Annotated in this window: 11 protein-coding genes and 1 other annotated feature; of the genes, 1 reads left to right on the top strand and 10 read right to left on the bottom strand. The window is 45.1% G+C overall.

Translation table 11 applies throughout. The features are described from left to right. Positions 1-88: 88 nt before the first annotated feature. Positions 89-1,723 (bottom strand): peptide ABC transporter substrate-binding protein, encoded by a 1,635-nt coding sequence (locus tag ACWJJS_RS06790; protein WP_039062894.1) that lies wholly within the window; start codon positions 1,721-1,723, stop codon positions 89-91. A gap of 476 nt (positions 1,724-2,199) precedes the next feature. After that, positions 2,200-2,411: a binding site (T-box leader), on the top strand. A 55-nt stretch (positions 2,412-2,466) separates the two neighbouring features. Between ACWJJS_RS06790 and trpS the strand changes: the two genes are divergently transcribed. Further along, a complete protein-coding gene (gene trpS / locus ACWJJS_RS06785) occupies positions 2,467-3,459 on the top strand; it encodes a tryptophan--tRNA ligase (RefSeq protein WP_454023433.1) in 993 nt (330 codons plus the stop codon). A 34-nt stretch (positions 3,460-3,493) separates the two neighbouring features. Here the strand turns inward: trpS and ACWJJS_RS06780 are convergent, their stop codons facing one another. From ACWJJS_RS06780 to ACWJJS_RS06740, 9 genes are all read right to left on the bottom strand, one after another. After that, on the bottom strand, positions 3,494-4,246 hold the full coding sequence (locus ACWJJS_RS06780) for a YjbA family protein (RefSeq protein ID WP_014304784.1): 753 nt from the start codon (positions 4,244-4,246) through the stop codon (positions 3,494-3,496). 147 nt (positions 4,247-4,393) lie between these two features. Next, the gene (gene opp4C / locus ACWJJS_RS06775; RefSeq protein WP_003155049.1) at positions 4,394-5,308 is read right to left on the bottom strand and encodes an oligopeptide ABC transporter permease; all 915 of its coding nucleotides are present in this window, start codon (positions 5,306-5,308) and stop codon (positions 4,394-4,396) included. A 21-nt stretch (positions 5,309-5,329) separates the two neighbouring features. After that, positions 5,330-6,280 carry an ABC transporter permease gene (locus ACWJJS_RS06770; RefSeq protein ID WP_003155051.1) on the bottom strand — a complete coding sequence of 317 codons (951 nt, stop codon included), beginning with the start codon at positions 6,278-6,280 and terminating at the stop codon, positions 5,330-5,332. Positions 6,281-6,346: 66 nt separating this feature from the next. After that, positions 6,347-7,975: a peptide-binding protein gene (locus ACWJJS_RS06765; RefSeq protein ID WP_454023432.1), complete on the bottom strand. Its 1,629-nt coding sequence runs from the start codon at positions 7,973-7,975 to the stop codon at positions 6,347-6,349. A 77-nt stretch (positions 7,976-8,052) separates the two neighbouring features. Further along, on the bottom strand, positions 8,053-9,042 hold the full coding sequence (locus ACWJJS_RS06760; protein WP_025851953.1) for an ABC transporter ATP-binding protein: 990 nt from the start codon (positions 9,040-9,042) through the stop codon (positions 8,053-8,055). Next, positions 9,039-10,025 (bottom strand): ABC transporter ATP-binding protein, encoded by a 987-nt coding sequence (locus ACWJJS_RS06755; protein WP_029325950.1) that lies wholly within the window; start codon positions 10,023-10,025, stop codon positions 9,039-9,041. The genes ACWJJS_RS06760 and ACWJJS_RS06755 overlap by 4 nt, the downstream gene beginning before the upstream one ends. A gap of 173 nt (positions 10,026-10,198) precedes the next feature. Then, positions 10,199-10,984 carry a DUF2268 domain-containing protein gene (locus ACWJJS_RS06750; protein ID WP_012117278.1) on the bottom strand — a complete coding sequence of 262 codons (786 nt, stop codon included), beginning with the start codon at positions 10,982-10,984 and terminating at the stop codon, positions 10,199-10,201. 83 nt (positions 10,985-11,067) lie between these two features. Further along, positions 11,068-12,306 (bottom strand): beta-ketoacyl-ACP synthase II, encoded by a 1,239-nt coding sequence (gene fabF / locus ACWJJS_RS06745; protein WP_003155056.1) that lies wholly within the window; start codon positions 12,304-12,306, stop codon positions 11,068-11,070. A gap of 22 nt (positions 12,307-12,328) precedes the next feature. Continuing rightward, a complete protein-coding gene (locus tag ACWJJS_RS06740) occupies positions 12,329-13,267 on the bottom strand; it encodes a beta-ketoacyl-ACP synthase III (RefSeq protein WP_007409122.1) in 939 nt (312 codons plus the stop codon). Positions 13,268-13,349 lie beyond the last annotated feature (82 nt).

Raw genomic sequence — 13,349 nt, 5'->3', positions numbered from 1 at the left:
TTTTACAATTTTATACGTAATCAGTAAGAAAGGTATATGGGGACATCCTCCCCATATACCTTGGGTCTTTTGTTTTCAGAACCGGCTTTTATTCAAAAGAAGCGTTTCTGAAGTAAACTTCGCCTGTTCCTGTCAAGATCACATTTTTGAGGTTTTTATCCTGCACCCAAGGATCCGTATAGAAATAAACTGGCGCGACCGGCATTGCGTCCATAAAGATCTTTTCTGCTTTTTTCAGCTCTTCGATACGTTTATCCGGATCCGTTTCAAGCTGAGATTGGTTCAGCAGCTTTTTAAACTCAGGATCTTCCCACCCGGTATCATTGTTTCCGCCTTCTTTATCACGGAACAATTCAAGGAAGTTGATCGGATCGTTGAAATCGCCGAGCCAGCCCATACGCGCGATTTGGTAATTCTGGCTGTGCAGCTTGTCGATGTAAACATTCCATTCGGAGTTATCAAGCTCAACTTTGACGCCCAAGTTCTTTTTCCACATTTCCTGTACGGCCTGCGCGATTTTCGCATGCGCGTCATCCGTATTGTAGGACAGTTTGATCGCCGGAAGGTCAGAGGCATTCTTGACGCCTAATTCCTTCAGTCCTTTATTTAAGAATTCTTTAGCTGATTTGACGTCATTGTCTTTGAAATAACCTTTTGTGTTATCCTTGAATCCCTTCATTGACGGCGGCACCGCAGCCATGGCCGGGATTTGTTCGCCCTGCGTTACATTTTTCACGATGGACGAGCGGTCGATCGCATAAGCAAGGGCTTTACGGATGTTGACATTGTTCAGCGGTTTCTCTTCTGTGTTGAATTTGTACCAATACACGCCTGCGATCGGTTCAACGTGAAGAGATCCGTCTTTTTTCAATGTCGGCAGAGATTCAGTCGGAAGCTGGCCGAGCGGCATTCCTGCCCAGTCAAGCTCACCGGCCTGGAATTTTTTCAGTTCGGTGTTGTTATTGTTAATCATCACCATATTGATTTTCTTCAATTTCACAGCGTCTTTATCCCAATATTGATCGTTCTTTTCGAGCGTGATGGAACCGCTGTGTTTCCAGGCCGTCATTTTGAACGGGCCGTTTGACACATAATTTTCGCCCGCGTTTGTATTCCAGTTTTTATGTTTTTCCGCGATTTTCTTGTTGATCGGCATATACGTATAGAATGAAGTTAATTGCGTGAAATAAGGTGTCGGGTTATTCAGTTCAACCTTTAATGTTTTGTCATTTACGGCTTTTACGCCTACATCATCAATCTTGCCTTTTCCTGTATTGGCAGCTTCAGCGCCTTTGATGTAGTAGAGCTGATAAGCGTATTGTGATTCGTTGTTCGGGTCAAGCGCCCATTTCCATGCATATTCAAAATCCTGCGCCGTCACCGGGTCGCCGTTAGACCATTTCGCACCGTCACGAATCGTAAATGTATAGGTCTTTCCGTCTTTGCTTGTTTCAATTTTAGATGCCATTCCTTCTTCAGGCTCACCTTTGGAGTTTACGCGTGTCAATCCTTCAAAAGTCTGTCGGATTACGCCTCCTGACACGGAATCATTCGCTAAACCCGGATGCAGTGAGAACGGCTCGGTTTTAATATTGATATTAAGTGAAGTCTGTCCTTTGGTGTCTTTTTTACCGCCGCCTGATCCGCCGCTGAATCCGCCGCACGCACTTAATACAAGCGAGAAGATAAGCATCAAACCTACAATAGACCAACGCTTTTTCATGCACTAACCCCCTAATCAAATTTTTCAGCCTTTACTACTAAATACTCAGAAATATCAGACAAAATAACTTAATATTTTTCTAAACTTTAATTGTGTTCCGTCTTTTCTGATTATTTTATGTAAAGAAGCTGTAACAATAGAGTGAACAAGTTCATTATAATGAAATGAATAATTTATTGCAATACTATTTTCTCAATTTAAAATATTTAAATTTGGTCAGTTTTTCTGTCAAAAAGGTGATACACTTCTATAGTTTAAAGCATGACCTAACTAAATTTTTTTAATGTAATTTCCAGTTCATATTGCTTTTTACATATAATATTCGTTATACGAAATGTTGATATACGTTATCATTTAAGCATTTTCAGTTCTTTTTGAGGATTTCCCCCCCTAAAGCAAACTGGAAATAAGCTTGTATTCCTCTGATGACATTTGGCTATAATTGATTTATAATAGACCAATCAAATACATTTGTTGTGATTGCGATGATGAAGATTAGTACACATTTTCATCCGTTTGAAGAGAGTCTGCGGTGCTGGGAGCAGGTAACGGGCGATGTGGAATGGACTTCTGAGCAGCTGACCGAACGTTAGTAGGCCCAGCCGGAGCAGCCTCCGTTACCAACGTCTCGAGCGATTCCATTGTAATGGAATAATCAGGGTGGCACCACGGTTCATTCGTCCCTTTTTTCTACGGGAAGAATGGGCTTTTTTTATTATGTTTTAAGAAATGAGGTAAGAACTATGAAGAAAACGATTTTTTCAGGCATTCAGCCGAGCGGTTCCGTTACCCTCGGCAACTACATCGGCGCAATGAAGCAATTTGTTGATTTGCAGCATGACTACAACGGCTACTTCTGTATTGTCGATCAGCATGCGATTACGGTTCCGCAGGATCGGCTTGAGCTGCGGAATAACATCCGCAATCTCGCGGCTCTTTACCTGGCCGTCGGACTTGATCCCGAGAAAGCGACCCTCTTTATCCAGTCGGAGGTTCCCGCTCATGCCCAGGCGGGGTGGATGCTCCAATGCGTCGCATATATCGGCGAGCTTGAGCGGATGACGCAATTTAAGGATAAGTCAAAGGGCAAAGAAGCCGTCGTGTCCGGACTGTTAACCTATCCGCCGTTGATGGCCGGCGATATTTTACTGTACGGAACGGACCTTGTTCCGGTCGGAGAAGACCAAAAACAGCATCTTGAACTGACCCGCAACCTGGCGGAACGCTTTAATAAAAAATACAATGACATCTTCACGATTCCTGAGGTGAAAATTCCTGAATCAGGCGCGCGCATCATGTCACTGGCTGATCCGCTCAAAAAAATGAGCAAATCAGATCCGAACCAAAAGGCATTCATCACGCTGCTTGATGAGCCGAAGCAGCTCGAGAAGAAAATCAAGAGCGCAGTGACTGATTCTGAAGGCATTGTAAAGTATGATAAAGAAAACAAACCGGGCGTTTCTAATCTTTTGACGATCTATTCTATTTTAGGGAACACATCAATTGAAGAATTAGAAGCTAAATATGAAGGCAAAGGGTACGGTGAATTCAAAAGCGATTTAGCCGAAGTCGTTATCGGCGCATTGACACCGATCCAAGAGCGCTACCGTGAATTAATTGAGAGCGACGAGCTTGACCGCATTCTCGACGAAGGGGCGGCGCGCGCAAACAAAACGGCCGGCAAAATGGTGAAGAAAATGGAAAACGCCATGGGTCTCGGACGGAAAAGAAGATAAAAAAAAAGAGGCGGGAGAATCCCCGCCTCTTTTTTTAGTTCACTTTTGATTCCTGTTCCATTTCCCAAAGCTTTTCGAAAAACGGCTGCCCTTTAATCAAATTTTCACAGAACGCAAGATGTTTATCCGACCAGCCTTCAATTGTTTCATTGTAAAGCATGTCCCAGATCTCTTCAAAACTCATCCGTTTGATCTGCTCATACATATGCGGATTCCATTCCGTGTACCAATACACAATTTCCGCACGGTTTTTCAGCCCTTTCAGCTGGTCGAGCGCCATAAACATCAGCTGCTTGATCTGCCGCTCTTTTCTCGTCAGACCTCTGACATGCTCCGGCGCCAATGACAAAATGTGATATTCCTTTGAAGACTCCAATTGCGACGGCTCAAATTGAAACGATTCCGGTTCTACATCCTTTACCATTTCATAAACAAGCTGCTCCTGTCTCGGAATCAGGCGGCTCTTTCTGACAGGAATGGTATACCCGATCGTATCCACGGCAATGATGCCGATCCCGTCTGTCACGACAAAACAGTACTCCAGCTTTGTCCGCTCGTGATTTTTTCGCACGTATGACTTCTGGTGGACTTGGTCAAGCAGCTCTTTCGGAAGCTCTGATAAGTCGTTTTCTATGTAATGAAATAATACCGACGGCACTCTGAGCAGCGGCGTCTGATCCAAAAGCTCAACCGTGTCTTCCTTCCGCCATTCATGAAAATGGCATACATTGTAGCCGTTTTCTTCCCCTTCAAACCAATTGACCCATACATCATGAAGAAATAACATATTCGACCCCTCACTTTATAAAAACTGTTGTCCACAGTATAGGCAAGGGATAGATAAATTATTCCATTTCAATATGAGATTTCCGTATTACGAAGCTGGATTTCTGACTGCATTGCAACAAAAAAATCTCCCGTTCCGTCCGGGAGATCATTTTACATTTTTCGGATCAAGCGCATCACGCAGCCCGTCTCCGACAAAGTTGAAGCACAATACGGTAAGAAGGATCAACAAACCTGGGAATAACGGGTACCACCAAGCCTGAATCATAAGCGTAAAGTTCTGTGCATCCTGAAGCATATTGCCCCAGCTTGCGATCGGGGGCTGAATCCCGAAACCGAGATAACTTAATGTAGATTCCGCCAAAATAACCGTTCCCACCTTTAATGTGGCTGAGACAATAATCGGTCCGAGCGCATTCGGCAATATATGAGAAAAGATGATGTGATGATTTTTTGTACCGATCGTCTTTGCAGCTAATACAAACTCTCTGGAACGAAGCGATAAAAACTCCCCTCGGACAAGGCGTGCCGTTGTTGTCCAGCCTGTAAGGGAGAAAATTAAAATTAATTTATCCATTCCGGGCTGAAAAATCGTAACAAGTGTAATAAGCAAAAATATATCAGGTATGGATAATACGATATCAACGGTTCTCATGAGAACGGCATCGACAAACCCTTTAAAATATCCGGCAACAGCTCCGACAACTGTCCCGATTGTAATCGCGCCGATCACAGAAGCGAATCCGACAAGCAAGGAGACGCGTGCCCCGTACAGAACCCTCGTAAAGATGTCTCTTCCGAATTTATCAGTTCCCATTAGATGTTTTAAGCTCGGCGGCTTCAAACGATTGATGAGAGATTGACTCTCCGGAGAGTAAGGAGCGATTACCGAAGCGAATAAAGCTGACAAGATAATGATGGTTAATATAACGGCTCCGATTACAGCTAGTTTATTTTGAAAGAACTTTTCGAAAAAAATCTTCGTCATTGTTTCCGGTTTGGATTGAATATTTTCCTTTAATTTCACTTCGCTGGGGGGTGTGCCGGTATTTGGCTGTAACATTTGACCTCTCACCTCTCTTTGTTAATATTCAATACGGGGATCAACCAGCGCATATAAGATGTCCGCAATTAAATTCCCCACTACAACCAAAACAGCTGAAATGACCGTCATGGCCATGATAACCGGATAATCCCGCGAAAAGGCTGAATCAATAAACAATTTGCCGAGACCCGGCCAAGTAAAAATCTGTTCTACCACTACTGCTCCCCCGATAAATGACGGTATCATCAAACCAAAAATAGTGATGACAGGAAGAAGTCCGTTTCTCAAACCGTGTTTAAAAATCACTTTATTATCTCGGAATCCTTTCGCACGCGCCGTTCGTATATAATCCTGTTTTAACACGTCAAGCATACTGGATCTTGTGTATCTCGTTATCCCTGCCATGTCTGCCGTGGCGAGCACAAAAGCAGGCAGAATCAAGTGATGCAATCGGTCAAATATGTTAAAGTCAGCATTCAAAGTGCTTACTCCGCCAGTGGGAAACCACCCCAGATTTACAGATAAAACCATGATTAAAATCAAACCGAACCAAAAATTCGGAATGGCAAGCCCTAAAAATGAAGTAACAGTTATCCCGTAATCCAATTTTGAATAAGGACGTTTCGCTGACAGAACACCAAATGGAATAGAAATAAGAAGAGCGACAAGGGTTGAGAAAAGCATAAGCACAATCGTATTCGGTAAGCGGGATAAGATAAGTTCAGAAACCGGAGTGCCTTTCTTGACGATAGAAGTCCCAAAATCCCCTTGCAGCATATTCCCCAGCCATTTCACATATTGAACAGGTTCCGGATCATTCAACCCGTATTTTTCAATGAATTTCGCCCTGTCCGCTTGACTGATTGTAGGGTCCATCATAAGTGACATCGGGTCTCCCGGCGCTGCCTTCATGATGGCAAACGACAAAATTGTAATGCCTAAGAGAATCGGCAAGGACATTAATGTTCGCCGTAAAATATATGTAACCATATTCTTGTCCCCTTTTTAAATAGGATAAGAGAGGAAAGGAACCTCCTTCCCTCTCCAGGGCTTTTGCTATTTTTGATCCAGCCACCATTTTTCAATATTGTACAAGTCATTTTTAGGGTGGAATACATAGCCTTGTAAATTATTCGGCATCGCTCTGTGGTAATTGTAATAGAATAAGAAGCTGTACGGCTGATCTTCAGCTATCAATTTGTATATCTCTTCATACTTCTTTTGGTATTCTTTTCTGTCTGTAATTGTCTTCGCTTCTTCAAGCAGCTTATCGACTTTCGGGTTTTTATACCAGATATTATTCAGCCCGTTTTTCGATTGGCTTGAATGGAAGATAGAGAATTGATCCGGGAATGTTGCAAGACTCCATCCGAGAAGAAGAGCGTCATAATCCCAATTAGGGGCACTTGTCTGTTCGATTAACGCACTGAATTCAACAATTCGCGGTTTAGCCTCGATTCCCACTTCTTTTAATTGCTGCTGAACGACAACAGCTAAATCTTCACGAATTTTATTGCCTTGATTCGTTTTAATTTCAAATGAGAATTTTTTTCCGTCTTTATCAAGGTAGCCGTCACCGTCATGGTCTTCCCATCCGGCTTCTTTTAGCAGCTGCTTTGCTTTTTTCGGATTATAATCAAATGTCGGCACTTTAGACTTCGGATAATTCCATGACAGCGGACTCTCAGGAACATCCGCTACCTTACCGTCTCCGTTCAGCACTTGATCCACCATTGCCTGCCTGTCAAGAGCGTAAGTCAATGCCTGACGCACTTTTTTGTCCTTAAAAAGCTCTTTTTTCTCATTCCAGCCGATATAGCTGTAGTTTAAGCCAAGATCAGATTTGACCTTCACGTTTCCAAACGTTTTAACCGTATCAAAATCTGTGCCCGGCACAACGAAGAAATCAATATCTCCCGCTTTTAACTGGGCCACGGCCGCGTTAGAATCAGGAATTGTTTTGACTGTCACTGTATCAAGGTAAGGTCTGACGCCAAAGTAATCATCATTTGCTTCCAGTTTGACATACTCACCTTTTTTCCACTCAACAAACTTAAACGGACCGGAGCCGATTGGATTTTTACGGTTAAATTCATTCTCTCCCAGATCTGCAACCGGCACCTTACCCAATATATGTTTTGGCAAAATGCCGTAACTGTCGAGAACGACATTATAGAAATAGGCATCTTTTTTCTTCATTTTAAACTGAATTTCATATTTTCCTTTTTTCGTCACGGATTTAAGGGACTCAAAACCCGAGCCACGCTCACCGTTGTAATCCTTGTTAAGAGGGATGCTGTAGGTGAAAACAACATCATCGGCCGTCAGCTCTTTTCCATCATGGAATTTAACGCCTTTTTTCAGTTTTACATCATACGTTAATCCCCCGTCAGCTTCTGTTACTTTTTCAGCCAGCGACGGCTTGACGTTTAATTTCTCATCAGTTTCCAATAATGTGCTGTAAATCATGCCTTCAATATCAGAACTTGCAACATCGGTAGAATAAAGTGGATTAAAAAGTGTGGGTTCCCCGGTTGACCCGACAACCAAATCTCCGCCTTTTTGCGGTTTTCCTGCCGGTTTGGATTCGGTGCTTGTGGATTTTGAGCCGGAGCAGGCTGACAGGAAGATGGCGAGCGCCATAAAAACACTTAGCATCATCAGTGCGCTTTTACGTAATTTCATATCAATTCCCCCTTTGTGATATATATGCAGCAAACTGGTTATGTAATCCGGCATACCCCCTCTCGATGCTTGTCATTTCAGGCATATAAATGGCAGGCGACGTAATGGCCGGGAGCGGCTTCTTCAAATGCCGGGATTTGTTCCTTGCAGATCGGTTTGGCCATCGGGCACCGCGTGTGGAACACGCAGCCTTTCGGCGGGTTTGCCGGGCTTGGCAGTTCTCCTTTCAGGATGATTCGTTCCCGCTTGACGGCGTCTTTTTTTCTCGTGACGGGCACTGAAGACAAAAGCGCTTGCGTATAAGGGTGAAGCGGATTGCCGTACAGCTCGTGTTTATCGGTCAGCTCCATCATTTTTCCCAGATACATGACGCCGACTCTGTCGCTGATATGGCGGACAACACTCAAATCATGAGAAATAAACAAATAGGTCAGGTTGAATTCATCCTGCAGTTCCTCCATCAGATTGATGACCTGGGCCTGAATGGAGACATCGAGTGCGGAAACGGGTTCATCCGCAATAATCAGCTCGGGATTCAACGTCAGAGCCCGCGCAATCCCGATCCGCTGGCGCTGGCCTCCGGAAAATTCGTGCGGATAGCGGTTTGCAAAGCTCGGGTGAAGGCCGACTTTCGCCAGCAGCTCCTCCACTCGCTCGTTCCGCTCGCTCATGCTGTACATATGGTGAGTCTGGAACGGCTCTTTAATAATGGAACGCAACGTTTTCCTTGGGTTAAGGGATGCGAAGGGATCTTGGAAGACCATCTGGATGTTTTTGCGGACGCTTTTTCTCAGTTTTTCTTCAGATAAGCCGGAGATATCCTGACCCTTAAAAAGAATCCGGCCGTCTGTCGGCTTGTATAAACGGATCATCGTCCTTCCCGCCGTTGATTTGCCGCATCCTGATTCACCGACGATGCCGAGCGTCTCCCCGCGCTTCAGTGAAAAAGAAACGCCGTCAACAGCCTTTATATCACCGACTTTCCTTTGAAAAAAACCGGAGCGGATCGGGAAATATTTTTTTACGTCTTTCAGCTCTAAAATCGTTTCTTGGTCTGCAGCTGTCATTTTGATTGGGCACCCTCTTCCTCATATAAAAAACATCTTACAGAACGGCCGCTTTCATGCGTTATCAGCTCCGGCTGCCCTGTTTTGCATTTGTCCATCGCTTTTGAACACCTCGGGGCAAATCGGCAGCCTTCCGGAAGATTATCCGGTGTCGGGACACTGCCTTTGATCGCTTTTAATGTATCAATCTCTCCATCTATCACCGGTATGGAGTTTAACAGCCCTTCGGTATACGGATGAAGAGGGTTTAAAAATAAGTCCTCCACACTCGCACTCTCTACGACTTGTCCGCAATACATAACGATCACCCTGTCGGCGGCTTCGGAAACCACACCTAAATCATGAGTGATCAGCAGAATGGAAGTATCGAATTTTTTGCAGAGGTCTTTCATCAGCTCCAATACTTGGGCTTGTATCGTCACATCAAGCGCCGTCGTCGGCTCATCAGCGATCAGAAGCTTCGGATTGCAGCTGAGCGCAATGGCGATCATCACCCTCTGTCTCATCCCTCCGGAAAGACGGTGCGGATATTCTTTCATTACTTGTTCCGCTCTGGAGAATCCGACGAGTTCCAGAAGCTCGACGGCTTTTTTAGCCGCTTCTCTTTTATTCATTTTTTTATGGTATTCGAGCACTTCGGTAATTTGTTCGCCGATGGTCAGCACCGGATTCAGGGAAGTCATGGGCTCCTGAAAGATCATAGAGACGTCATTTCCGCGGATTTTGCAATATTCGTTTTCGGTGAAGGAGGCCAGGTCCCTGCCTTCTAGCTTAATCGAGCCGTCCATAATTTTTCCGCCCGAGCCTTGGACAAGTCCCATAATAGAAAGCGAGGTGATGCTTTTGCCCGAGCCGGATTCTCCTACAAGAGCGACGGTTTCGCCTTTGTTAATGTGAAAATCAACCCCGTCGACTGCGGGTATCGGCTGTTTCTTTCTGAAAAAATAGGTCTTTAAATTATTCACTTCTAATAGTGTGCTCATGATACGCCCCTTTCTCATTCCGCTGAAGCAGAGGGAAACATACGTTTCGCTATCACAAAATATAGAATAGTCGAAAAATTTTATAGTTGTATATTATTACATCATTATTACAAAAGCAAGAATTTTTTAGGATAAATGTAATATCCTTAAATAATTTCCATTCTTTTAATCTATTAAAGCGTTGCTTCCAGAAAGGTTTTTGAAGGGATGGCCAATGCTTCTTTTACTGTTTTTTGATGATCGGTTAAATATTTTTTTACTATATTGAATCCGACGGCATAGCCGAGCATTGAGGGGAAGTATCCTTTTCCGTATAACAGCTGGGAAAACATTCTGCTGTCTCTCGTTAAGCGGAGGTTCGGCTTGACTCTTTTTTCAAACAAAAAGTCAAGCTGCTCAGGCGTATAGTAGGACGTCCATTCCGCCGTAAGACTTGAGCCGAACCGCTCATATACAGCATATTCTGCCAGCCCCTCCATCATGATTGTATCAAGAAATGTCTCATCTTTTTCGTCCTTTGTCACATGTTCTAACCGGCAGACGTGATTATATTCATGTGTCATAAGGGCGGATACAGCTGAATTGGAACTATCCGACGATAGAAAGAGGAACATTTTGTCCCGAAAGGCCAGACCGGATTTTGATCCGAATTCCTGACGGATTTTCCGGTTTCGTTCATCAACGGGCAAAACTACGATCGGCACGTCCGGCCCGTTCCACTTCTCCTTTAAATAGGCTTCCTCCTTTTGTATATGGCTGTAGCATCCTTTTTCTTTCAGCCGTTTACTGGTCCTAACGCCGTCCTTCAGATGGCGGAACATGCCGTGGTTTTGCAGCATCCCGAGTATCGGCTTCCACTCTTTCTTATCGGCCCCTGAAAAAAGCGGCAAAAGATGCGGGGCCAGGTCATTTACGGATGCCGCCTTTTCCATCCATTGATATGTCTGCTTGACGCTCATACCTGTTCGCCTCCTCTTGTTGTTATCATATGCACGCACAAAAAAACCGGCCACCTTTTTCAGGCAGCCGGTCAAAAACTGTATTATTGATATTTTTTAAAGATCAAAGTGGCATTATGTCCGCCGAAGCCGAGCGAGTTGCTGAGAACGATGTTGACATCCTGCTCGCGCGCTTTGTCCGGTACATAATCTAAATCACACTCTTCATCAGGTGTTTCGATGTTAATCGTCGGCGGGATAATGCCGTCTTTAATTGCCATGACGGAGAAGATTGCTTCAATTCCTCCGGCAGCGCCTAACAAATGACCCGTCATTGATTTTGTCGAACTGACGGCAAGCTTGTACGCATGATCACCGAAAACGGTCTTAATGGCTTTTGTCTCGTATTTATCATTGTAGTACGTGCTTGTGCCGTGAGCGTTGATGTAATCAATTTCTTCAGGCTTGATGCCCGCATCTTTGATTGCTTCCTGCATCGCTCTCGCACCGCCTTCCCCGTCTTGGGCAGGCGCGGTAATGTGGTAGGCGTCACCAGTTGAGCCGTAGCCGACAATTTCCCCGTAGATTTTCGCACCGCGGGCAAGGGCATGCTCAAGCTCTTCAAGCACGACGATCCCCGCACCTTCTCCCATGACAAAGCCGTCACGGTTTTTATCAAACGGGCGGCTTGCCGTCTTCGGATCAGGATTTGTAGAAAGGGCTTTGTTTGCGCTGAAGCCCGCAAATGACATTCTTGTCAGCGGCGCTTCCGTTCCGCCCGTAATCATCGCATCGGCATCGCCGCGCTGAATGACTTTAAACGCGTCACCGATAGAGTTCGTTCCCGTCGCACATGCCGTCACCGTACAGGAGTTGACTCCTTTTGCTCCGAGAGCGATTGAGATTTGGCCTGTCGCCATATCCGGAATCATCATCGGAACAAAGAACGGGCTGACCCTTCTCGGCCCTTTTGTCAGGAAGATTTCGAATTGGGATTCAAGCGTTTCAAGACCGCCGATTCCGGATCCGACCCAAACGCCGACTCTCGGCGCGATCTCGTCTGTGATGTTCAGACCGGCATCTTGAACGGCCATTTTCGCGGCTACGACTGCATATTGCGTGAAGCGGTCCATTTTTCGCGCTTCTTTTTTATCCATGTGATTTTCAATATTGAAATCTTTCAGTTCAGCAGCTACTTTCGCCGGATACTCGTCCGATTCCACACGTGTGATCGGTCCGATTCCGGATACGCCGCCGATTGCATTTTTCCAGCTTGTTTCGGCGTCGTTTCCAAGCGGAGACAAGGCTCCAAGCCCTGTAACGACTACTCTTTTTTTACTCATCTTGTGTGCACCTCACCTTTTTTTATCGTCCCCAGCGTATTGCTATGGCGCCCCATGTCAATCCTCCGCCGAAACCGACCATGACGATGACATCGCCGTCTTTAATTTTGCCTGCTTCCAGTTCCTCTACTAATGAAATCGGAATGGATGCTGCGGATGTGTTTCCATATTTATGGACTGTTTTAGACATCTTTTCAACCGGAAGCTCCAAACGTTCCCGTGCCGCTTCCATGATGCGGATGTTTGCCTGATGCGGAATCAAAAAGTCTACGTCCTCTTTGGAGAGGCCGGCTTTTTCAATAACATTTACACTCGATTCACCCATTTGCCGGACGGCGAATTTGAATACTTCTCTTCCATGCATGATTGTATGCCCTTTTTCATCTAAGTACAAGTGCTGACCGCCTGTACCGTCTGCTCCGAGCTCAAATGACAGTATGCCTCTGTCGTCGCTGACCGGTCCGATGACCGCCGCTCCGGCTCCGTCTCCGAACAGCACAGCCGTATTACGGTCGTCCCAGTCGGTAATGCTTGAGAGCTTTTCCACGCCGACCACGAGGACATGTTTGTATGTTTGCGATTCAATGAATTGTTTGGCGGTTACGATACCGTACATAAAACCCGCACATGCGGCGCTGATATCCATCGCGCACGCTTTTTTTGCCCCGAGCTTCTCTTGTATCATACAGGAAACGGTCGGGAAAGACTGGTCAGGAGTAACCGTCGCCACGAGGATCATATCAAGCTCCTCTGCGGAAATGCCGGCCTGATCAAGCGCTTTTTGAGCAGCCTCGGCGGCCATGCCGGATGAATACATATCTTCCGCGGCAATTCTTCTTTCTTCTATACCTGTTCTCGTACGAATCCACTCGTCCGATGTATCTACCATTTGTTCAAGATCATGATTTGTCAGCACTTTTTCCGGGATGTAACGGCCGACGCCAAGAATTCCAGCTTTCATTGGAAAAGACTCCTTTTTTATAATGAATTTAAAACTAATTAGTTATGATCAATTATTAGTATCAGGTACTAATTCTACCCTA

This window comes from Bacillus sp. JK106 (genome assembly GCF_053663355.1).
Note: the sequence above shows the minus strand (reverse complement) of the source record. Positions and strands in the feature narration are given on the sequence as shown.